The organism is Ciceribacter azotifigens, assembly GCF_048159625.1.
GTDB lineage: Bacteria > Pseudomonadota > Alphaproteobacteria > Rhizobiales > Rhizobiaceae > Allorhizobium > Allorhizobium azotifigens.
The window spans coordinates 38,285-58,628 of the sequence record NZ_JBLQTA010000014.1 but is presented as its reverse complement, the minus strand read 5'-3'; the positions used below and the strand labels follow the sequence as shown (position 1 = coordinate 58,628).

The window sequence follows — 20,344 nt, the reverse complement described above, 5'->3', positions numbered from 1 at the left end:
ACCTCTCCATGAAGGCGATCCGCATGGCGGGCACCAGTTGCTTCAATTGACGAGGAAGCGGCCGCGCATCAACGCGGCCGCATGTTGTGGATGCGCTATGCCGTGCCGCTACTCAGGCACCGGAGCTTCTGAAGCCGCGTGGACATGTCCTCGCCGTAGCTAATCGTCGCGGTGTGGTTCATGGCGTAATCGCCGTCGTCGGTCGGCACTGTCGCGTGGTAGATGCGGTATTCCATGGCGACGCTGGCGATCTCGATCGCCGTGCCCGGCAGACCGGTGACGTGCGGGCCGAAGGTCGGCAGATAGCGCGCCAGGAACTCGGGCGTGCTGCGAGTCGGATCGACCGAGATGAACAGAATCTTGGGCTGGTCGGGATCGGGGCCGAGCTTCTTGAACGTCTGCGTCATCTCCCACAGGGTCCTCGGACAGACCGCCGGACAGCGGGTGAAGCCGAAGGCGACCGCGAAAGACTTGCCTTTAGGGTCGGTGTCCGAGAGCTCCGTCTGCGTCGCCAGCGTGGACGGCCCGTCGATTGGCGAGACGGCCTTGACCGCCACCTGCACCCTGCCCGGCGAAGCCAGCATAAAGGTGATGCCGGCAACGCCGAGGACCAAGAACGCCAGAATGGCGATCCTCGCGATGCGCGTCGTGGTGGCACAATGACCGTCAGCCTCCATTGTTGTCATCGCCGCCTCCCATGTTCATGGAGTGGTCCTTCATGGCGTCAATGCCGCTGCCCATGGCCTCGACGGAATACTCCACGTCGACCGTGCCGGCGTTCTCGAAGGTCAGCGTACCCTTGAAGGTCTCGCCTTCCTTGATCGGACGCTTGAGCTTCATGAACATGATGTGGAACGAGCCGGGGTTCAGCGTGACCTCGCCGTCGGCCGGGATCTCCAGCCCGTCGACAAGCTGCTTCATGGTCATAACGCCGTGCGCGTCAATCGCCATCTCGTGCACCTGCGTCACGCCGGCGATCTCGCCGGTCGCGGAGACGAGGCGATCCACCGTCGATCCATGGTTCTTCAGCGTGAAGAAGCCGGCCGCGACCGCGGCGCCTTCGGGCGTTGCCCGCGACCATGGATGAACGATCTCGATGTCGCCCGCTTTGAACTCATGCGCGCGCAGCACAGGAGCCATGGCGAACAGCAAAGCGAGCGTGAAAGCAACCAGCCCGAGCCTCTCCTTGAAGGAGCGGACGCGGTTGAGTGGATAGGCGAGCGAACGCGCTCGCGAGAACGCGTGGTCAATTCCCTGCATTGAAATAACTCCCGAAAACCGCCCTGCCCGTCGTGGGCATGGGGCCGGCCTATGTGACTGCTGGACGGACGCCGACCGGCCTTCCGGCGCGGCGGCGTTGCTCGGTCAGACTGTCAGCGGGGGAGCTCTGGGATTGCCGGGCTCGTAGGTCCGGTCGCTGCGCGGAGTCGTCCTGTGGCTGAAATAGACGATGCCGGACACGACCTGGATACTGGGCGTGATCGACGCAAGACCGACCGACGCGGGCATGCCCGGCCAGAACATGCTGCAGGCGAACGTGCAGCAGGGTGGAAGCTTGGAATGGTCCGGCGCACCGGAGCCGGAGCCGTCATGGCCAGGGCCGTTCAGGCAGAGCGGGTTGCCGAAGGAATCGAGCTGCGGCGTGTCATTCGCCACGCCGAGCGCATAAGCGCTGACAACGGACTGCATGCTCAGCACCAGCGCAAACGCCAGGGCCGCAATCAGCCGTGTTGTCATGGCGCGTTTGATCACGCACGCCCCTCCGATCTTCCTCTTGGCTAGCATTTAAGCTGATTGGTGCAAAGACCTAATCCACATCGCCACATAGGAGTCGACCCTCATCGAGTAGTCTGACATGGGCCGATCAATCTATTCTCAAAACCGCCAAAAGAGTTCGGACGCTATCTCTCGATTCATTCTCTGGCCTCCGCCGAATCGGCATCCTCCAAAATCGCATGCCTGAGCTTCGGCCCCTTGGCCACGAGCCGGCCGAGCGCAGTGATAAAGGCCTCGTAGCACTCCGTCGCTTTGGCGTGCGCGGCCTGCGCCACCGGTTCGGGCAAGGCCGGCGTCGTGGTGGTCCAGAAGCGGATGAACACTTCCAACGTCTCCACCGCGATGCCCGACATCGCGCTCCAGCTGCTACATTCGCCCCGATCGGTGGCGTACCGGCGATCATGACGATCTCGTCGGCTGGCAGAAGCTCCATCATTTCGCCGGCGTCAGCAGCGCACGGGCAGTTTCCCCGCCGCGACACCATGATATGACCGAACCAGCGGCTCAACCTATGGCCCGCGTAATTCTTCATCGCTCAAATCTCGGCTGCCGGGCCGAGAGCGTCCAAGGCGCGTTTCGAGGTCGGCTCATCGTTGGTGGCGAGGCTGACGCGCACATGGCAAGTGTCTCGGATCGTGTCGTTGGGGCCGTATGCACTCTCAATCTGGTTCAGCGACTGGGCGATCACGAACATCTTCAGGCGCCAGCCGGTAGGTGCGCTATCGGCAAGGCGGTCGGATCAGTCCGCCTTTCGGTGGCCACCTGCTAGCGCGCCACCGCTCCGAGGCGACAAAGGCGGGTGCCCCCGGGATGGTTGCTCGGGGCGAGGGTCGAACAGATTTCGATCCCCGGAAATAAAACCACTCGCAATCATGCGATGAAGACCTGCTGCCGAAGAAATCCACGCAGACCCCGCAGTCGTAGATTTTTCGCAGCAGGGCTCCTCGTCGCCCATCCCACCCCAGGAAAAGCCTTCACCGCGGCTGATCCGATTTCTCCGCGATATAGGCGACAATTGCCGAGATCGTCGCAAGACGAGGGTAGTCCTCCTCGGGCATCGGCAGACCAAACCGCTTGCCGAGCGCCGCCATCAGATTGAGGAAGTCGATTGAATCGAGATCATACTGCTCCCGCAACGAACGTTCGGGGACGACCTCGGCCGGATCGATGTCTGGCGCGATCCGCCGCAGTTCCGCCTTGACGGCATTTTCGATGTCCTGTGCGGTCATAATGCCTCCGGTCGCTGGAGCAGATCTGTGATGGTACTGAGGAAAAGCGCACCACGATGGCCGTCGCTGACCCGGTGATCCCCGGCAAGCGAAAGGCTGACGACGCGCCGCGGCAGGATGTGGTCGTCTTCGAAGACAGCTTTCGTCGCAGGGGTGCCGAAACCGACGATCGCCACTTGCGGCGGATAGATGACACCGTAGAGCGTTTCCACCCCTCTGTCCCCGAGACTCGATATCGTAATTGTGGGGTCGGCCAGTTCCGAGCCCCGGAAGCGTCCGGCGCGCACGCGGGCGACAAGGTCCTTCAGTTTCTCCATCAGTTCCGGGAGCGGCATCCGGTCGACGTCGTGGATCGCCGGCGCGACGAGTCCGCCTCCACGGATATTGATCGCCACGCCCGCATGCACTGCGCTCGCCGGCGCGAATGCGCCGTTCAGATAGTGACCGTTGAACTCCGGGTAGCTCTTCGCCGCGACTGCCACGGCCTTGATGAAGAGAGCGCCAAGCAACAACCGGCTCGCGGGATCCCGGCCGGCATTGTACGCGGCAAGCCATGCCTCGGCCTTCGCGAGCGCTGCGTTGTGGGCGAGGTAATAGTGAGGGATTTCGCGCTTCGATCGCGCCATCGCCGCGGCTATCGCGGCGCGCATGCCCGTCATCGCCTGGCCCGTCGAGGCCGCCTCCCCTTGCCGCAGCGCGTCCTCCCGGCCTTTGCGGGCCTCGACATCAGCAAGCACGATCTCACCCCGGGGGCCGCTGCCATGCAACTCCGCCAGCGCTATTCCGGACTGCTCGGCGAACCGTCGCGCCGCGGGCGTGACGAGAATGCGTGCGGCAACTCCCGGCCCGACCGGAACCACGGGCACGGCCTGTGGAATGGGCGGTGGGGCGACCGCTGTCGCGATCATCTCCGCCACCTTCACGGCAACCGGCGGCGCCGGAGCTTCGACGGCAACCTCACCGGGATGGGCGATCACCGCCATCGGCGCACCGACCGGCAATCGGTCGCCGATCGCCACGAGGCTCTCCTCGAAGACCCCGTCCTCGAAGACCTCGATTTCGATCGCCCCCTTCTGGGTCTCGACGACGGCGATCACATCACCATGTCGGACGGCGGCGCCGGGTTTGACGAGCCATTCGACCAGTGTCCCCGCCTCCATGTCGGCGCCGAGAGAAGGCATGTGGAAGGTGCCCATGCTCAGCCCTTTCCAAACATTGCCTTGACAGCCGCGACGATCGTCGCGGTCTGCGGGATCGACGCCTGCTCGAGATGGGCGGGATAGGGGATCGGCACCTCCGCACTGCAGACGCGGGCCGGCGGCGCATCGAGGTCGAAGAAGCCGCGCTCGGCGATCTGCATGCCGATCTCGGCGGCAAGACTGCTCGTCCTCCAACCCTCGTCGACGACGAGAATTCGATGGGTCTTGCCGACAGAGGTGAGGATCGTGTCCATGTCGAGCGGCCGAAGCGATCTGAGGTCGATCACCTCCGCCTCGATGCCCTCTTTCGCCAGCTGCTCGGCGGCTTCCAGGGTCTTGAACAGCGACCCGCCGTAGGTGACGAGCGTGACGTCGCGCCCCGCGCGGCGGATGGCGGCGCGGTCGATGTCGACCGCACCGGCATTCACCGCGAGCCTCCCGGTGCGGTTATAGAGCATGACATTCTCGAAGATCAGCACCGGATCCGGCTCCTGAAGCGCCGTCCAGAGCATGCCGCGGGCGTCCTCGATCGTCGCCGGCGCAAGTACGCGGATCCCCGGAATATGGGCATACCAGCCCTCGAGGCTGTGCGAATGCTGGGCGGCGAGCTGCCGGCCCGCGCCCGTCGCCATGCGGATGACGACGGGGACGGGAAATTGCCCGTTCGACATGTGGCGGAGCGTGGCGGCGGTGTTGACGATCTGATCAAGCGCAAGCAGCGAGAAGTTCACGGTCATCACCTCGACGATCGGCCGCATGCCGGCGATCGCCGCACCGATCCCTGCTCCGGTGAAACCGGATTCCGAAAGCGGCGTGTCACGGATGCGTTCGGGCCCGAACCGGTCGAACAGGCCCTTGCTGACGGCATAACAGCCACCGTAGCGGCCCACGTCCTCCCCCATCAGGAAGGTTCTCTCGTCCCGTTCCAGCGCCTCGACGATCGCCGCCTTGACGGCCTCGCGATAGCTGATCTCGACGGTTTCTGCCGACGGCGCAATCATTGCCGGCGCGGGCGGTCGCACATCCGCGTAGACATCCCGCGTCAGCGTTTCCACCGGTTCCCAGGTGCCGGCTTCGGCAAAGGCGACGGCCTCGGCGATTTCGCCGGCGACCTCCGCCTCGATCGCGGCAATCTCGGCCTCGTGGACGATGCCGTTCTGTGTGAGCCATGACTGGAAGCGGACGATCGGACCCTTGGCCCGCCATGCCTCAACCTCGGCCTTGTCGCGATAGAGCTGCGCATCGAACATCGAATGGGCACGGAAGCGATAGGTCCTGAGCTCGAGGAAATAGGGCTTTCCGGTCTCACGGATCGCGTGGATGGCGCGCCTTGCCGCCACCTCCACGGCGACAACATCCATGCCGTCGACCGCCTCGCTCGTGATCCTGTAGCTCTCCGCCTTCCTGTGAATGTCGGTCTCGGCCTCGGATCGCTCCAGCGCCGTGCCCATCGCATAGCGGTTGTTCTCGCAGATGAAGAGAACCGGCAGGCCCCAGAGCGCGGCGAGATTGAGGCTTTCGTGGAACTCGCCCTCCGCGACCGCACCCTCGCCGAAGATGCAGGCTGTGACACGGTCCTCCCTGCTCATCCGGTCCGCCAGCGCCAGACCGACCGCGAGAGGCAGGCCGCCGCCGACGATGGCGTTTCCGCCGTAGAAATTGTCGGCACTCGAAAAAAGATGCATCGAGCCTCCGCGGCCGCCGGAACACCCCTCCGCCTTGCCATACATCTCGGCCATTACCGCGCCCATCGGCACACCGCGAACCAGCGCATGCCCGTGCTCGCGATAGGTGGCGACCAGACGATCCCGCTCCTCCAGCACGGGAATTACGCCGACGGCGATCGCTTCCTCGCCGTCATAGAGGTGCAGGAATCCTCGGATCTTCTCCTGGGTATAGAGTTCGGCGCATTTGTCCTCGAATCGCCGGATGCGGATCATCTGCTTCAGGAGGCCGAGCGAGTGCTCGCGGGTGAGATGCGGCTTGAGGCTGCTGTCGCTGGTCATTTTTCGTCACTCTCGAGCGTGGAGATATCGCCCTCGGGGAGGCCAAGTTCACGGGCCTTCAGGAGCCGTCGCATGATCTTTCCGCTACGGGTTTTCGGAAGGTTCGTCCGGAAGGCGATCTGTTTGGGCGCGACGGCCGGACCGAGGCGGCGCCGGGCATGGCCGAGCAGGTCGAGTTCGAGCTCCTCTCCCGGCTCGTATCCGTGCCTCAGCGCAACAAAGGCCTTGACCACTTCCCCAGCCGTCTCATCGGGAACGCCGATGACCGCAACTTCGGCGACGGCCGGATGCTCCATCAACACGCTTTCGACCTCGAAGGGGCCGATCAGGTGGCCGGAACTCTTGATCACGTCGTCGTCGCGCCCGACGAACCAGTAGTAGCCGTCGGCGTCCCGCATCGCGAGATCGCCGGAGAGATACCAGTCGTCGAGGAAGCACTTGCGGTAACGTTCCTCCTCATGGAGATAGGCGCGCATCATCGACGGCCAGCCAGGACGAAGCGCCAGATGTCCGATCGTCATAGGGGCCGTCACTTCACGCACGCCCGTTTCGCTCTTCTCGACGATGCCGGCGGTTATCCCGGGCAGAGGCTTGCCCATGGAGCCCGGCTTCACGTCCATGGCGGCATAGTTGGCGATCATGATCCCGCCAGTCTCAGTCTGCCACCAGTTGTCGTGAAAGGGTTTGCCGAAGGTCTCGTTGCCCCAGACGACCGCTTCGGGATTGAGCGGTTCGCCGACGCTTGCCATGAACCGAAGATGAGAGAGATCACGACGCTTCACCGGGCCGGTACCGACCTTCATCAGCATGCGGATTGCCGTCGGTGCCGTGTACCAGACATTGACCCGTTCGGCCTCGAGAATGCCGTACCAGCGCTCGGCATCGAATTCGGCCTCGTCGACGATCATCGTCACGCCGTTCGTCAGGGGGGAGATGATGCCGTAAGAGGTGCCCGTCACCCAGCCCGGATCGGCCGTACACCAGAAGATATCGTCGGGATGCAGGTCGAGTGCGGTCCGGCCGGTGACGTGATGGGCGACGACCGCCTCATGCACATGCACCGCTCCCTTGGGCCGGCCCGTGGTGCCGCTCGTGAAATGCAGAAGCGCCATGTCTTCTGGCACGGTCGGTGCGACCTCGAAATGCGGTGATGCCTCGGCCATCAGGTTGCGGAGGTCCAATGTTCCTTGTGGCGGCTCGCCGTCACCGTCAATGATGAGGACATGGGCAAGGCCCGGAAGCTCGCTCCGCCACCCGGCCACCTTGCGCTTGAAGAGCGCGGCCGAGGTGACCAGCACCCGCGCGTCGCCGATCTCCATGCGTGCCTTCACCGGCTCGGGCCCGAATTGCGAGAACATCGGGCAAAAGACCGCGCCGGCCTTCAGCGTCCCGAGCGCTGCTATGTACAGCTCGGGCACCCGCCCGAGAAGCGCGTAAACACGCTCTCCCTTGCCGATGCCGAGCGACGCCAGCACATTTCCGAAGCGGTTCGTCCGGTCCTTCAGGTCGGAATAGGTAAGATTGTGACGGCTGTCGTCCTTGGCGATCCAGCGAATGGCGACCTTGTCCGCAAGACCATCGGTGACATGGCGGTCGACCGCCTCATGGGCGATGTTGAGGCCACCACCCGGCAATCCGTCGAGAAGGGAGCGGGCATCGTCCCAGGTGAAGCCTTCGAGCAAAGCCTCATAGCTGGAGAAATTCGCGCCCTCGACGGTGCTGCGGTCCTTGGCAATGATCTCCATCCCTGCTCCCCGCCGGCCCGACCCGGCATCGCTCGGCAACCGCCACCTGTTCCGGGCCTCCCGAACGTCTTTCCCAGCCGGCCACTTACCGGGCGATTGCGCGATAACGCCTTTTGTTCTTTTATTCGGATATGATTACATTGTTGTTGGCCTATATCAATCAACCACAATTGTAAGAGAAGACCTGGAATGACGCCCCGGCGGGGCGGTTGTCGAGGGATCGTTCGATCTCCTCAGACGGCCGCGGCGCTTTATCTTTTCCTCACAGCGCCCTGCCACCTTCGCAATCGAGACCTGAAGCGTCGTCGCCGTTGCGTTCGCCCGTTCCAGCAGGCAAACGCTGACATGTCCGATATTGTCTTTCTGATATTGGGCTGCAGCACGCTGTTGATGCTTGTGCTCTACGCCCGCGCGCTGCTCCTGGGCGTGCCTCGCGACCGGCCGCGCATCCTGACGCAGCTCGTCCTTTGACCCCCGGTGATGACGAGCGGCATCGGTTTCCTCTCCGCCGTGACCGCGATCGCTCAAGCGATGGCCAGTGCCGGGCCCGGGCCAGGCCCGATGGTGGGGCCGCGAGCACCTTCGCGGCCATTCCAGACGCTGGCAAGCAGATCGAACATGAGCAGCTAAGGCAGCGACAGAGGTCTGCACGACCGATGCAGACGCGCAGATCTGCCCCGGGAGCAGCGTTCCCACCCACCCGAAGTGGCCAATTTAGGCAACGGTCGTCGCGCCGGGTCCCGTGGACAACACCAGTCGGACGTTGCCTGGCCTCATTGTGTCGCCTTGCCAGGGCGCAGCCTCCCGCCGCCCGCATCTGGCGAAAAGGCCCGGATCACTTCACAAGACTGAACGACACCATTGCGTTCCACACAACACATGAAGCCGCCGTTCGAAGCGCAATATGGTTGGTGGATGAGCGAGCGGCCGGCCATCATGTCGTCGTCGTGCTTTTTCATGCAAGAATCAAACTTGGAGGACTGTAGCTGCGCCATCGTGCAGCCCCTTATCTTGTCCTGCCGCTTCGGCTTTGCATCGGCCATCGAGGAATTCGAAACCGCAAGAGCCACCGCGAAGGCTATCGCGACCGCCGTGCGAGGCAACGCTCCAACTTGTATGGCCATAGGCACCTCCTGTTTCAAGGCTCAGGGTTGCTGCTTCACGCTCTCCGGACCGAGTGCATTTCGGGCCCAACGCGACGTGTCTCAACGTCGACAAGGACGTCCAGAGGCATTGGCGACACCCGCTTCACGAACATTCGTGTCGATACCCATTCGTCAGCGTTTGGTAACGACGACCGCCAGATACTCGCCCCCGACGATCAGCGAACGGTCGCCGTCCCGGTTGAACCGGTTCAACAGGGCCAGGATGTCCGCTCGGAGCGAACTCTTTCCGTTCTCGGCGAGGGCGGCAAAGGCGCGATTGGTCGGGCCATAAAATCTCTGGAAGATTTCCAGCCAATGATCGGCCGATTTGTAGCGAAAGGTGAACGTCTGGGGCGTAGCAACGACCTCATGTCCCGCGAACAACTGGCCGAGATGTGTGGGTGTGCCCCATAATGCCGGAGACTGAAGATTGAGCGGCGGTGGGACGTGCCTGCCGATACACTTGAACAACTGACCGATGAATCCCTCCGGCGTCCAGTTCGCAAGCCCGATCCGGCCGCCGCTACGGCATACTCTCAGGAGTTCCCCGGCAGCCTTCGCCTGATCGGGAGTGAACATCACGCCGAAGGTTGAAAGAACCACGTCGAAGCTACCGTCGTCGAAGGGTAGTGCTTCGGCATCTGCCTCCTTGAAACCGATACTGAGGCCTTCCGCTGCTGCCCTCGCGCGGGCCCGGTCCAGCAAGCTGCCGACATAGTCGACGGCGGTGACGTCGGCCCAGCGGCGTGCCGCCGCCAAGGACGCATTGCCATTGCCGGCGGCGACATCGAGGACCTTCTCGCCGGCCCGTAGATCGACGGTTTCGCAGAGGTGTTCACCCACGCTTTGAAGGGTTGTTCCGATAACTGCGTAGTCGCCGGCAGCCCAGGTCGCCTGCTGGCGCGCCTTGATTGCTTCCAGGTTGGGTTCCGGCGGATGCGCGTCGCGTTCAAGCGTCGCAGAGTCAGGGGCAACCGTGGTCATAAGCGTCGTCCTCCGTTTGTTCGGTGGTCAACAAAATCTCTCGAAGCCGGCGCGCTCTTCAAGTACAGTTTCTGGACTGGTGATCAACCGACTTTTGTGATTGGTTTCCATGATGCCGGAGAGTGGTTACCGCCAGTTCTGTCCTGTCGCGAAAGGCGCGGAAATCGTCGCCACGCGCTGGACTCCTCTGGTCCTGCGCGAGTTGATGTGCGGTGAGATGCGCTTCAACGACATCCATCGCGGCGTGCCGCGAATGTCACGTTCGCTTCTGTCTGCACGTTTGCAGCAACTGGAAGCAGACGGCATTGTCAGACGGGTCCAGCGATCCCGCGGCAACGAACTGGGTTCGGTCTGGACACTTACACCTGCCGGGGATGCCTTGCGCGAAGTCGTCGAAGCCATTGGCAAGTGGGGACTGATACATGGACGGCAGAACGTTACAGGGGAAGACTTTGACTCGACGGTGTTGATGTGGGCGCTGCGGCGGCGAATTAATCGGACGCTGCTGCCCCCGCATCGTGTCGTCATACGATTCGACTTGTCAGGTGTCGCTCGCTGCCGGACTGGTCTGAGATTGCATTGGCTCGTCCTGGAGCCCGACGGCGTGGATGTCTGTCTCAAGGATCCGGGTCATCCCGTGGATGCCATTGTAGCTGGTCCAATTTCGATCCTCATCGACGTCTATCTGGGATATCGTCCGTGGCGAGAGGCTGTGCGCGGTTCGCTTACACTCGACGGAAGCCGTACAATCACAGGACAGCTCGAAAAGTGGCTGCGCCTGGACCACGTAGTCGGTCGTGACCTGCCGATCGTGCCACCGCGGCCGGCGTAACGACCCGTCCACGCGATCAGGGCCTCCGCCGGCAGGTGGAGTCGACGTGCGCTCCCGTAGAGGCCATGGTCGGTAGCGGTCAAGATCGGCAGCCGGCGGGCTCGATCAGCCGTACTCACGAACTGCGAGATCGAGATGGCTTCGGATCCAATTCGAAAGAGAGTCCCTGGCAGCGCGCTAAATCGCTCCGGCCATCAACCGAACCATCGATCATTCGGCCGCGATGATCTTGAATGGGACGCGTTCCGGCATCGCCTTGCTGTTGTTCATCAGGTAAATCAGACAACTAGTGCGCAGAAGCGAGCTGAAATTGGAAATCGAGCCATTGATCTCGAGTGCCTCGTCATGAAGGGCCGACAGGAATCGGGCAGTGGAACAGCCCTGCGTCTCCGCGATTTCGTCGATCAGAACCCAAAATGCCGCTTCCAATTGAATGCTGGTGGAATGGCCGGCAATACGGACAGAACGGTTGATCGGGCGATACCGTCCAGGGTCCTGGCCAGCATAGATCTCGCACATGGTTCCCTCCTGCTTTTTGTTGTCACTATGGCCCTCGGCACTGCGGCCGTCAAACGTCTTCGGCCGGGGGATAGCCCAAAACCGTTCCTACATTTTTTCAGCTGCGGTAATCCGCTGCTACCGCCCCCGCCGGGTTCTTCGTATTCTTTGCGAAACGAAGGAGCACACATTTGGCGAAAACCATCCACTCAATGATCCGCGTCCTGGACGAAGCGCGTTCGACGGCATTCTACGCAAAAACCTTCGGTCTCGACGTTGCCGAACGGCTGGACTTCGACACCTTCACGTTGATCTATCTCAGCAATGCCGAGAGCGAGTTCGAGCTTGAGCTGACCGTCAACAAGGGGCGGGAAGAGGCCTATGACCTCGGCACCGGCTACGGTCATCTCGCCGTCAGCGTCGCTGACCTCGATGCCGAGCACAGTCGCATCACCGCGCTCGGCCTCAACCCCGGCAAGATCGTCGAATTCAACCGCGACGGCGCCCTGCTGGCTCGCTTCTTCTTCATCACCGACCCCGACGGCTACAAGATCGAGGTTCTGCAGCGCCACGGGCGCTTCAAGTAAGCGCATCGCCCGGCGGGTTAGAGGACCCTGATGGGCGTTGCCGACAAGAGGGGAAGGCGCGGGGTGCCGCGCCGCCCATCGACGGGGCCCTGAGAGGAGGGCATCGCCGACATTGCCACACGATCCTGGGAGGAGAATGACGTGGTCACGCTTTACGAAAAATCGAATGGGATTTCCCGCCGCGAGCTGTTGAAGCGCAGCGGTACCGCCGGCGCGCTGCTGGTGATCAGTGGCTCGGCAGTGATCTGTCCGCAGGCCGCCTGGGCGCTGGAGGCCAAGGCGCTGAAGCCCGAGACCATGGCGACGCTGATCAAGCTCGCCCGCGACATCTATCCGCACGACCAACTGGCCGACCGCTTCTATGCGATCGCCGTCAAGGGACAGGACGATCGCGCCGGCAAGGATGAAGCCCACAAGCGGCTGATCGAGGACGGTATCGCCGATCTCGACAAGCGCGCTGGCGCGGGCGGCTATCGCGGCCTCGGCTGGGAGGACGATCGCGTCGCCATCCTGCGCGACATCGAGACCACTCCCTTCTTCCAGGCGGTGCGCGGCGACCTCGTCGTCAGCCTCTATAACCAGAAGGAGCTGTGGCCGATCTTCGGCTACGAGGGCGAGTCCTATTCCAAGGGCGGCTATATCGAGCGTGGCTTCGACGACCTCGAGTGGCTCTGACGCCGGCCCATGAAACAGCATCGCCGCCCGAGGAGGCCCATCGCGGATGGGAGCGGCGGCGCATTCCACACATGCCGATCTGACATTCCTGGGAGGAAATCATGGCAGCGCCTTATGATCTCAACGACGACAGCGTGGTCGTCATCATCGGTTCGGGTGCCGGCGGCGGAACGCTTGGCAACGAACTCGCCCAGAAGGGCATCGACGTCGTCATCCTCGAAGCCGGTAGCCGGCACGAGTTCGAGGACTTCATCAATGACGAATGGGACAGCTTCGCCCAGCTCGCCTGGCTCGACAACCGTACCACCGGCGGCGGCTGGCGCGTGGCGAAGGACTTTCCCAACCTGCCGGCCTGGATCGTCAAGGCGGTCGGCGGCACCACCACCCACTGGGCGGGTGCCTCGCTGCGCTTCCAGGAGCACGAGTTCAAGGATCTGACGACTTACGGAAAGGTCGAAGGCGCCAATCTGCTCGACTGGCCGATCACGCTTGCCGACCTCGAGCCCTATTATGCCAAGGCCGAGGACAAGATGGGCGTGACCCGCACGAACGGCATCGAGGGCCTGCCGGGCAACAACAACTTCAAGATCCTGAAAGCCGGCGCCGACAAGCTCGGCTACAAGGAATGTCACACCGGCAACATGGCGATCAATTCGGCGCCGCGCGACGACCGCAACAGCTGTCAGCAGACCGGCTTCTGCTTCCAGGGCTGCAAATGGGGCGCCAAGTGGTCGACCCTCTACACCGAAATCCCCAAGGGCGAAGCGACCGGCAAGCTGGAAGTGCGGCCGAATTCCCACGTCGTCAAGATCGAGCACGACAAGTCGGGCAAGGTAACAGCGGTCGTCTATGCCGACAAGGACGGCAATCTGAAGAGCCAGAAGGCGCGCATCGTCTGCGTCGCCGGCAACTCGATCGAAAGCCCGCGCCTGCTGCTCAATTCGCACTCCTCGATGTTCCCGGACGGTTTGGCGAACTCTTCTGGCCAGGTCGGCAGGAACTACATGCGCCATACGACCGGTTCGGTCTATGCCGTGTTCGAAAAGCCGGTGCACATGTATCGTGGCACGACCATGGCCGGCATCATCCGCGATGAGGCGAGGCATAATCCCTCGCGCGGCTTCGTCGGCGGCTACGAGCTGGAGACGCTGTCGCTCGGCATTCCGTTCATGGCGGCCTTCCTCGATCCGGGCGGCTGGGGCCGCTCCTTCACCTCGGCCATGGATCAATATGCCAACATGGCGGGGCTGTGGATCGTCGGCGAGGACATGCCGCAGGAGAGCAACCGGGTGACCCTGCACAAGGAACTCAAGGACAAGTACGGCATGCCGATCCCGGATGTTTCGTTCACCGACCATCCGAACGACGTGGCCATGCGCAATCACGCCTACAAGCAGGGGATGGCGATCTACGAGGCGGTCGGGGCGACCCGCTCGTTCCCGACTCCACCCTATCCGTCGACCCACAATCTCGGCACCAATCGCATGAGCGAGAAGGCTAAGGACGGCGTGGTCAACAAGCATGGCCAGACACACGACATCAAGAACCTGTTCGTCTCCGACGGCAGCCAGTTCACCACCGGTGCGGCTGAGAACCCCACGCTCACCATCGTGACGCTGGCGATCCGCCAGGCCGACTACATTGCGCAACAGATGGGTTCCGGCGACATCTGAAGCGACACTCGCCTGGCCGGAACACCGGCCAGGCTCTCTCCCAAATGTGATCTGGCTCCATGGATGGCTGCCAATCGCAGCGACACGAGCCGCCCGATGTCAATGCTTCGGCTGCTCTGGCGCCCGCGCGGTTCAACGCCGGGAATTCCTCGTTGCGCCGGCTGCGGAGCGCTCAACAAAACCGCCGGATCGGAAACCTTCAGTGTTCTCGTCCGACCCAGAACTGACATGGAGGGACCGGAACGGGAACGGTCTCGCTGACGGGCTTCAGTTGCTTGGTCTTGGTGCGCTTGTTGAACTCATGCTCGCCCATATAGGTCCGCCGGGTGAGAATACAGTGAACTTGTCCGATGCCCATCGCCCACCGTCGCGGGTGAAGATCTCGATCTCGGCCTGAGCGACGGGAACGGGGCCACGCCAGTCGTCGGCTACGGTCCATGTGCCGAGGTCGTGTTTTGGCGGCCTGCCGGGAAAGAGCCAAGATGGCCCAGAAGTTCCTCAAGCTGCTCCGACGCCGTGGGAAGCCTTATAGTGCAACGAGAGGTGGATACCGTCTCCTGTTTGTCGCCGTCTCCGGGATCAATATTCACGGAAGGAATCGAACTCGTTGCGGGGCCGCCATGCGACCGGGCCTGCAATCCACCGATTGATCTCTGATTCGTGCCATCCCGCGCCGTTGACGCTGATCTGGGCGGGAAATGTGACCCACGATGGAACACATGAGCAGCCGCGGACTCATCATCATGCCAACATTGCTCTTCTCCTCCCAAGGAGAAGGTCGGTCAGAACAGGTCGGCGTCGAGCGCCATGATATCGGCAGCGCCGGCGCGAATGGCCGCGTCGAGGCTCACGGTCTGAGGCAGCAGGCGGGCCGCGAAGAAGCGGGCAAGCACGAGCTTGCGCTGCTTCAGCGGCGGCGTTGCATCGGCAGCGGCCCTGCCCGCCATGCGCACCCAGAGCCAGCCGAAGCTCACCAACGCGAAGAAGCGCAGGTAGTCGGTGGCGCTCGCTCCGGCCTCCGCCGGATCTGTGCCCTTGGCCAGCAAGTCTTCCGTCAGTTTCTCCAGCCGGGCAAGGGCTTCGATGACGGAGGCCTTCACCGTTTCCAGTTCGGCCGGCCCCTTCGTCGCCGAAAGCTCGCCGCGCACCAGCGCGAAGAAGCCGCGCGCCACCGCGCCGTTTTCCATCGGCAGCTTGCGGCCGACGAGGTCCATGGCTTGCACGCCGTTGGTACCCTCGTAGATCTGGGCGATGCGGGCATCGCGCACATACTGTTCCATGCCCCATTCGCGGATATAGCCGTGGCCGCCGAACACCTGCTGCGACTGGACGGCGATCTCGAAGCCGAAATCGGTGAAGGCGGCCTTCACCACCGGCGTCAGCAGCGCGACGAGACCATCGGCCGTGCGGCGGGCTTCCGCATCGGGGTGACGGGCGGCGATATCCATCTGCAAAGTGGTCCAGATGGCGAGCGCGCGCCCGGCCTCGGTCAGCGAGCGGCCTGTCAGCAGCATCTTGCGCACGTCGGCATGTTCGATGATCGGCACCGGACCGCGCGCACCGTCGGCGGAGCGGCCCTGCAGGCGCTCGCGGGCGTAGGCAACGGCCTTCTGGTTGGCGGCCTCGCCGATGCCGAGACCCTGGATGCCGACGAACAGGCGTTCTGCATTCATCATCGTGAACATGGCGTTGAGGCCGCGGCCGGGCTCGCCGACCAGCCACCCGATGGCGCCGTCATAATTCATCACGCAGGTCGGCTGGGCGTGAATGCCCATCTTGTGCTCCAGCGAGCCGACCGACATGCGGTTGCGCTCCCCGAGCGAACCGTCTTCCCTGACGAGGAATTTGGGCGACAGGAACAGGCTGATGCCCTTCACGCCCTTCGGCGCATCGGGTAGGCGTGCCAGCACCAGATGCACGATGTTGCCACCGAAATCCTGGTCGCCTGAGGAGATGAAGATCTTGGTGCCCTTGATCGCATAGGAACCGTCACCCACTGGCTCGGCTCGGGTGGTGAGCAGGCCGAGGTCGGTGCCGGCGGAGGATTCGGTGAGCGCCATCGCGCCCGTCCAATCGCCGGAGATCATTTTCGGCAGATATTTCTGCTTCAGTTCGTCGCTCGCATGATGGGCGATTGCCTCGACCGCGCCGCGGGTCAGGCCCGGAAACAGGCCGAAGGAGAGGTTGGCGGAGGACAGCATCTCGTCCAGCAGGATCTGCAGCACGCGTGGCAGGCCCTGTCCGCCGAATTCCGGATCGCCTGACAGCCCGCCCCAGCCCGCCTCGACGAAGGCCTTGTAGGCGTCGGCGACGCCCTTCGGCGTCGTTACCAGCCCGTTTTCCAGCTTGCAGCCTTCCTCGTCGCCGGGGCGGTTGAGCGGTTCGAGGATTTCGGCGCAGAACTTGCCGCCCTCTTCGAGAACGCTCGTTGCGAGTTCCGTATTGACCTCTTCAAAGCCGGGAAGGGCGGCCATCTGCGCGTCGAAGTCGAAGACCTCGCCGAGCAGGAAGGAGATGTCGTCGACGGGAGGGATATAGCCAGCCATGGGAGTTCCTTGCCTCTTCTTGTTCAGTTGCGCAGCGGCTTGCCGGTCGCCAGCATGTGCTTGACGCGGTCCACGGTTGCGGGTGTTGCCAGCAGGTCGACGAAGGCCTCGCGCTCCAGCGCGATCACATCGTCTTCCGTCAGCGGTTTCAGTGGATCGGCGGAAGGTCCGCCGGTCAGAACATTGGCGAGCGCGTTCCCGACCACTCCGTCATGGGCGGTGGCCCGACCGGCGAGCGCCTCGCCTTCGATGATGTTGTGGATCGCGGAAGCGCCCGACGGCCCGGCCATGGTGATCACCGCCGGTTCCGGCGCGACATAGCCTTCCGCGAGCGATAGCGCCTTTGCCTTGGCGTCGGCAATCAGCCGGCTGCGGTTCATGGTGATGCCGTCGGTGGCCTTGAGATAGCCGAGGTTGCGGGCATCGAAGGCACTGGCCGAAACCCTGGCTGGCGCGATCAGGTTGAACGCGGCAATCGCAGGCGCGACCGGCCCCCGTAGCGCCGCGGTGGAGGCCGAGAAGCGCAGCATCATTTCCTTGCAGCCGCCCCAGCCCGGCACGACGCCGATGCGGGTTTCAACGAGGCCGATGGAAAGCTCCGCATGGGCCTGAATCGCGTCACAATGCAGAAGGATCTCGCAGCCGCCGCCGAGCGCCAGCCCGGCTGCAGCACCCACCACCGGGAAGGGGGCGTATTTCACCGCCTTGAAGGTGCGGTGGCCATGGTCGATGAAGGCACCCAGCGCCTCGCGGCCGCCCTTTTCCACCGTGTCGAGGAAGACGCGCAGGTCGGCACCCGCGCTGAACACGGCAGCATCGCTGCCGATCACCAGCACCTTGAAATCCCTGGCCGTCCGTTCGAGAGCCTTGTTGATGGCGTCGAGCAAGTCGGCATTATAGGTGTTCATCTTGGTGCGGAATTCGAGGCAGGCCACACCGTCGCCGAGATCCCAGAGACTCGCTGCACCCCAGTCCTCGACCGGCTTGCCGGCGAGCTTGAGGTCGGAAACGAGCAGCACGCCGTCACCCTTGGCGATCGGCTCGACCGTGCCGTCAGGCAAAAGGTTGGCGCGCTCTCCGCCGACAACCGAATAGAAGCCGCCCTTTTCTGCTGCAAGCGTGAGATAGGCGGGCACGGCAACGCCGCGCGCTTCGAGCCGTACCTTCAGCCAGCCGGCGCCGAGCCGGTCGATCAGTTCAAACGGACCCTGCTTCCAGCCGTAGCCGGTGCGCATGGCCTCATCCACGGCATCGGGAGTGTCGGCGATGTCCGGCACCAGCGATGCGGCATAGGCGAGCGCCTTTTCCATAACCACCGAGGCATAGCGACCGCCGAGGCCGACATGTTCCATCAGCGCGCGCGGATCGCCGCCGGAGGCATCGAGGCTTTCGGAGGAAACCGCCTTCTGCGGCCGGTAGTCACCGGTCTTGAGGTCGGTCACATCGCGCGGCTTGCGGTCGGGCGAAAGGCGCACGAAGCCCGCGCCGCTTTTGCGGCCGAGACGGTTTTCCGCGATCATGCGAGCGATCAACGCCGGTTCGGCGTCATAGTCCTTCACCGGGTCGCCGGCGGGCGTCGCCTTCTGCAGGCTGCGCAGGATGGTCGGCATGAGGTCGATGCCGACGAGATCCAGCAGTCCGAAGATGCCGGTGGAAGGAATACCGAACGGCTTGCCGATGATGGCGTCGGCTTCCTCGACATCGAGACCGAGTTCGATCGCCTCGTTCTGCGCCACCACCATCCAGTAGTTGCCGACGCGGTTGCCAATGAAGCCGGGGGTATCCTTGCAGATGACGACGCTCTTGCCGAGGCCGCGATCCGCGAAGTCACGGATCGTTGCGGCGACTTCAGGCTTGGTCACCTTGCCCGATACGAGTTCCAGCAACCGCATGATGCGCGGCGGATTGAAGAAATGGGTGATGAGGAAATCGGCGGCGAAGCCCTCCGGCAGCCCATCGACCAGCGAATGCAGCGGAATGGTCGATGTGTTGGAAGAGACGATCGAACCCTTCTTCCTGACGCCGTCGATGGCGCGGTAGAGCGTCTGCTTGATCTCCAGCTTTTCCGCGACTGCCTCGACGATCCAATCGGCGTCGGCGATCAGCGCGAGGTCGTCCTTCGTCGAGCCGGTAGCGATGCGCGTCGCGAATGCCGGGTCCATGAAGCCGCCCGCCTTGAGCTGGCGGGCGACGCCGCCGTCGGCGAACTTCTTCTCCATGTCGAGCAGCACCACGTCGAGCCCTGCATTGGCGAGATGGGCGGCGATGCCCGAACCCATGACGCCCGCGCCGATGACGGCGGCTTTTCTGATCTCGGACATGATTATGCGGCCTCCAGAACCATGGCGATGCCCTGACCGCCGCCGATGCACTGGGTGGCGAGCGCATGGCGTCCGCCGTCGCGCTTCAGGAGCAGCGACGCCTTGCCGACAAGGCGAGCGCCGGTCGCACCCAGCGGATGGCCGAGCGCGATTGCGCCGCCGTCGCGGTTGAGGCGAGCGGGATCAATGTCGAGATCGCGGCAGCAGGAAAGCACCTGCACGGCGAACGCCTCGTTCATCTCGATCACGTCGAGGTCGGCGGCGGAAATGCCGGCGCGCTTCAGCGCCTTGCGGCTCGCTTCCACCGGACCGATGCCCATGATCTCCGGCGCGCAACCGGAGACCGCATAGCCCGAGATGCGGGCGAGCGGTGTCAGGCTATGGCACTTCACGAAGTCCTCCGAGCAGACCAGCGTCGCGGATGCACCGTCGGTGAGCGGCGAGGAATTGCCGGCCGTCACCGAGCCGCCGGCCTTGAAGGCGGTCTTGAGGCCGGCGAGCTTTTGCGTATCCGTCTCGCGCGGGCAGCCGTCGGCGGCGACATCGCCAACCGGCACGATCTCGGCCGCCAGCCGGCCATCGGCGCGGGCGGCGAGCGCCTTCTTCTGGCTTTCCAGCGAATAGGCGTCCTGTTCCTCGCGCGAGATGCCGTAGCGGTCGGCAAGGTTTTCCGCCGTCAGTCCCATGTTGAGGAAGGCGATGCGCTGGGCGTCGCTCCAGGCCGGGTTCGGCATGGGGTTGAAGCCCATCATCGGCACGCGGCTCATGCTCTCCACGCCGCCCGCGACGAAGGCGTCACCAGCACCCATCGCGATCGCGCCAGCCGCCATCTGTATCGCCTGCATGGACGAGCCGCACCAGCGGTTGACGGTCGAAGCGCCGACCGATTGCGGCAGGCCGGCGATCAGCGCAGCACAACGGGCGATGTTGAGACCCTGTTCGCCTTCCGCGAAGGCGCAGCCGAGGTTCACGTCCTCGATCTCGTCCGGATCGATGCCGGAGCGGTCGACCAGCGCCTTGATGACGCCGGCGGCGAGATCATCGGGGCGGACGCCGGCAAGGGCGCCGCGATAGGCGGGTGCAAAGGGGCTGCGCAGGTAGTCGACGATATAGATTGCAGGCATGGTC

Annotated in this window: 20 protein-coding genes and 1 pseudogene; 5 read left to right on the top strand and 16 right to left on the bottom strand. The window is 63.7% G+C overall.

Annotated elements, in window-relative coordinates:
- Positions 1–95: 95 nt before the first annotated feature.
- The 9 genes and pseudogenes from ACM6UT_RS17860 to acsA all read right to left on the bottom strand — a co-directional run bounded on the left by ACM6UT_RS17860 (position 96) and on the right by acsA (position 7,955).
- A complete protein-coding gene (locus ACM6UT_RS17860; protein ID WP_416798697.1) occupies positions 96–686 on the bottom strand; it encodes an SCO family protein in 591 nt (196 codons plus the stop codon).
- Positions 667–1,260, bottom strand: a complete 594-nt coding sequence (locus tag ACM6UT_RS17855; protein ID WP_416798696.1) for a copper chaperone PCu(A)C — start codon at positions 1,258–1,260, stop codon at positions 667–669. The genes ACM6UT_RS17860 and ACM6UT_RS17855 overlap by 20 nt, the downstream gene beginning before the upstream one ends.
- 105 nt (positions 1,261–1,365) lie before the next feature.
- A complete protein-coding gene (locus tag ACM6UT_RS17850; RefSeq protein ID WP_416798695.1) occupies positions 1,366–1,752 on the bottom strand; it encodes a hypothetical protein in 387 nt (128 codons plus the stop codon).
- A 161-nt stretch (positions 1,753–1,913) separates the two neighbouring features.
- Complete coding sequence (locus ACM6UT_RS17845; protein ID WP_416798694.1) at positions 1,914–2,129, bottom strand: hypothetical protein; 216 nt, start codon at positions 2,127–2,129, stop codon at positions 1,914–1,916.
- Positions 2,130–2,140: 11 nt separating this feature from the next.
- Positions 2,141–2,485, bottom strand: a pseudogene (locus tag ACM6UT_RS17840) (TraM recognition domain-containing protein); the annotation flags it as partial.
- Between the two features lie 265 nt (positions 2,486–2,750).
- Positions 2,751–3,005: an acyl carrier protein gene (locus ACM6UT_RS17835; protein ID WP_416798693.1), complete on the bottom strand. Its 255-nt coding sequence runs from the start codon at positions 3,003–3,005 to the stop codon at positions 2,751–2,753.
- On the bottom strand, positions 3,002–4,201 hold the full coding sequence (locus tag ACM6UT_RS17830; RefSeq protein WP_416798692.1) for a dihydrolipoamide acetyltransferase family protein: 1,200 nt from the start codon (positions 4,199–4,201) through the stop codon (positions 3,002–3,004). The genes ACM6UT_RS17835 and ACM6UT_RS17830 overlap by 4 nt, the downstream gene beginning before the upstream one ends.
- Before the next feature lie 2 nt (positions 4,202–4,203).
- Positions 4,204–6,210 (bottom strand): pyruvate dehydrogenase (acetyl-transferring) E1 component subunit alpha, encoded by a 2,007-nt coding sequence (pdhA, locus tag ACM6UT_RS17825; protein ID WP_416798691.1) that lies wholly within the window; start codon positions 6,208–6,210, stop codon positions 4,204–4,206.
- A complete protein-coding gene (gene acsA / locus ACM6UT_RS17820) occupies positions 6,207–7,955 on the bottom strand; it encodes an acetate--CoA ligase (RefSeq protein WP_416798690.1) in 1,749 nt (582 codons plus the stop codon). Before acsA ends, pdhA begins: the two co-directional genes overlap by 4 nt.
- 345 nt (positions 7,956–8,300) lie before the next feature.
- Here acsA and ACM6UT_RS17815 point away from each other — a divergent pair, with 345 nt between their 5' ends.
- Positions 8,301–8,426: a hypothetical protein gene (locus ACM6UT_RS17815; RefSeq protein WP_416798689.1), complete on the top strand. Its 126-nt coding sequence runs from the start codon at positions 8,301–8,303 to the stop codon at positions 8,424–8,426.
- A 302-nt stretch (positions 8,427–8,728) separates the two neighbouring features.
- Here the strand turns inward: ACM6UT_RS17815 and ACM6UT_RS17810 are convergent, their stop codons facing one another.
- Complete coding sequence (locus tag ACM6UT_RS17810; protein WP_416798688.1) at positions 8,729–9,079, bottom strand: hypothetical protein; 351 nt, start codon at positions 9,077–9,079, stop codon at positions 8,729–8,731.
- 153 nt (positions 9,080–9,232) lie between these two features.
- Positions 9,233–10,084, bottom strand: coding sequence for a class I SAM-dependent methyltransferase (locus ACM6UT_RS17805; RefSeq protein ID WP_416798687.1), 852 nt, complete (start codon positions 10,082–10,084; stop codon positions 9,233–9,235).
- Positions 10,085–10,193: 109 nt separating this feature from the next.
- Between ACM6UT_RS17805 and ACM6UT_RS17800 the strand changes: the two genes are divergently transcribed.
- Complete coding sequence (locus tag ACM6UT_RS17800) at positions 10,194–10,916, top strand: winged helix-turn-helix transcriptional regulator (protein ID WP_416798686.1); 723 nt, start codon at positions 10,194–10,196, stop codon at positions 10,914–10,916.
- Positions 10,917–11,126: 210 nt separating this feature from the next.
- Here the strand turns inward: ACM6UT_RS17800 and ACM6UT_RS17795 are convergent, their stop codons facing one another.
- Positions 11,127–11,435: a ribbon-helix-helix domain-containing protein gene (locus tag ACM6UT_RS17795; RefSeq protein ID WP_416798685.1), complete on the bottom strand. Its 309-nt coding sequence runs from the start codon at positions 11,433–11,435 to the stop codon at positions 11,127–11,129.
- Between the two features lie 170 nt (positions 11,436–11,605).
- Between ACM6UT_RS17795 and ACM6UT_RS17790 the strand changes: the two genes are divergently transcribed.
- The 3 genes from ACM6UT_RS17790 (at position 11,606) to ACM6UT_RS17780 (ending at position 14,349) form a co-directional block, all read left to right on the top strand.
- Positions 11,606–12,001 (top strand): VOC family protein, encoded by a 396-nt coding sequence (locus tag ACM6UT_RS17790; protein ID WP_416798684.1) that lies wholly within the window; start codon positions 11,606–11,608, stop codon positions 11,999–12,001.
- Positions 12,002–12,142: 141 nt separating this feature from the next.
- Complete coding sequence (locus ACM6UT_RS17785) at positions 12,143–12,676, top strand: twin-arginine translocation signal domain-containing protein (protein ID WP_416798683.1); 534 nt, start codon at positions 12,143–12,145, stop codon at positions 12,674–12,676.
- Positions 12,677–12,777: 101 nt separating this feature from the next.
- Positions 12,778–14,349 carry a GMC family oxidoreductase gene (locus ACM6UT_RS17780; RefSeq protein ID WP_416798682.1) on the top strand — a complete coding sequence of 524 codons (1,572 nt, stop codon included), beginning with the start codon at positions 12,778–12,780 and terminating at the stop codon, positions 14,347–14,349.
- A 199-nt stretch (positions 14,350–14,548) separates the two neighbouring features.
- Here ACM6UT_RS17780 and ACM6UT_RS17775 read toward each other — a convergent pair whose 3' ends face one another.
- From ACM6UT_RS17775 to ACM6UT_RS17760, 4 genes are all read right to left on the bottom strand, one after another.
- Positions 14,549–14,707 (bottom strand): hypothetical protein, encoded by a 159-nt coding sequence (locus ACM6UT_RS17775; RefSeq protein WP_416798681.1) that lies wholly within the window; start codon positions 14,705–14,707, stop codon positions 14,549–14,551.
- A 424-nt stretch (positions 14,708–15,131) separates the two neighbouring features.
- The gene (locus tag ACM6UT_RS17770) at positions 15,132–16,895 is read right to left on the bottom strand and encodes an acyl-CoA dehydrogenase C-terminal domain-containing protein (protein WP_416798680.1); all 1,764 of its coding nucleotides are present in this window, start codon (positions 16,893–16,895) and stop codon (positions 15,132–15,134) included.
- Between the two features lie 23 nt (positions 16,896–16,918).
- On the bottom strand, positions 16,919–19,216 hold the full coding sequence (locus tag ACM6UT_RS17765) for a 3-hydroxyacyl-CoA dehydrogenase/enoyl-CoA hydratase family protein (RefSeq protein WP_416798679.1): 2,298 nt from the start codon (positions 19,214–19,216) through the stop codon (positions 16,919–16,921).
- Between the two features lie 2 nt (positions 19,217–19,218).
- The gene (locus tag ACM6UT_RS17760) at positions 19,219–20,340 is read right to left on the bottom strand and encodes a thiolase family protein (RefSeq protein WP_416798678.1); all 1,122 of its coding nucleotides are present in this window, start codon (positions 20,338–20,340) and stop codon (positions 19,219–19,221) included.
- Positions 20,341–20,344: the final 4 nt, after the last annotated feature.

Excerpts from the sequence above, each read along its gene's own strand:
- ACM6UT_RS17770 (WP_416798680.1), bottom strand. The coding sequence starts at position 16,895 with ATGGCTGGCTATATCCCTCCCGTCGACGACATCTCCTTCCTGCTCGGC.
- ACM6UT_RS17835 (WP_416798693.1), bottom strand. The coding sequence starts at position 3,005 with ATGACCGCACAGGACATCGAAAATGCCGTCAAGGCGGAACTGCGGCGG.
- ACM6UT_RS17775 (WP_416798681.1), bottom strand. The coding sequence starts at position 14,707 with ATGGGCATCGGACAAGTTCACTGTATTCTCACCCGGCGGACCTATATG.
- pdhA (WP_416798691.1), bottom strand. The coding sequence starts at position 6,210 with ATGACCAGCGACAGCAGCCTCAAGCCGCATCTCACCCGCGAGCACTCG.
- ACM6UT_RS17760 (WP_416798678.1), bottom strand. The coding sequence starts at position 20,340 with ATGCCTGCAATCTATATCGTCGACTACCTGCGCAGCCCCTTTGCACCC.
- acsA (WP_416798690.1), bottom strand. The coding sequence starts at position 7,955 with ATGGAGATCATTGCCAAGGACCGCAGCACCGTCGAGGGCGCGAATTTC.
- ACM6UT_RS17800 (WP_416798686.1), top strand. The coding sequence starts at position 10,194 with ATGATGCCGGAGAGTGGTTACCGCCAGTTCTGTCCTGTCGCGAAAGGC.
- ACM6UT_RS17810 (WP_416798688.1), bottom strand. The coding sequence starts at position 9,079 with ATGGCCATACAAGTTGGAGCGTTGCCTCGCACGGCGGTCGCGATAGCC.
- ACM6UT_RS17780 (WP_416798682.1), top strand. The coding sequence starts at position 12,778 with ATGGCAGCGCCTTATGATCTCAACGACGACAGCGTGGTCGTCATCATC.
- ACM6UT_RS17845 (WP_416798694.1), bottom strand. The coding sequence starts at position 2,129 with ATGTCGGGCATCGCGGTGGAGACGTTGGAAGTGTTCATCCGCTTCTGG.
- ACM6UT_RS17815 (WP_416798689.1), top strand. The coding sequence starts at position 8,301 with ATGTCCGATATTGTCTTTCTGATATTGGGCTGCAGCACGCTGTTGATG.
- ACM6UT_RS17765 (WP_416798679.1), bottom strand. The coding sequence starts at position 19,216 with ATGTCCGAGATCAGAAAAGCCGCCGTCATCGGCGCGGGCGTCATGGGT.
- ACM6UT_RS17855 (WP_416798696.1), bottom strand. The coding sequence starts at position 1,260 with ATGCAGGGAATTGACCACGCGTTCTCGCGAGCGCGTTCGCTCGCCTAT.
- ACM6UT_RS17860 (WP_416798697.1), bottom strand. The coding sequence starts at position 686 with ATGACAACAATGGAGGCTGACGGTCATTGTGCCACCACGACGCGCATC.
- ACM6UT_RS17805 (WP_416798687.1), bottom strand. The coding sequence starts at position 10,084 with ATGACCACGGTTGCCCCTGACTCTGCGACGCTTGAACGCGACGCGCAT.
- ACM6UT_RS17830 (WP_416798692.1), bottom strand. The coding sequence starts at position 4,201 with ATGGGCACCTTCCACATGCCTTCTCTCGGCGCCGACATGGAGGCGGGG.
- ACM6UT_RS17795 (WP_416798685.1), bottom strand. The coding sequence starts at position 11,435 with ATGTGCGAGATCTATGCTGGCCAGGACCCTGGACGGTATCGCCCGATC.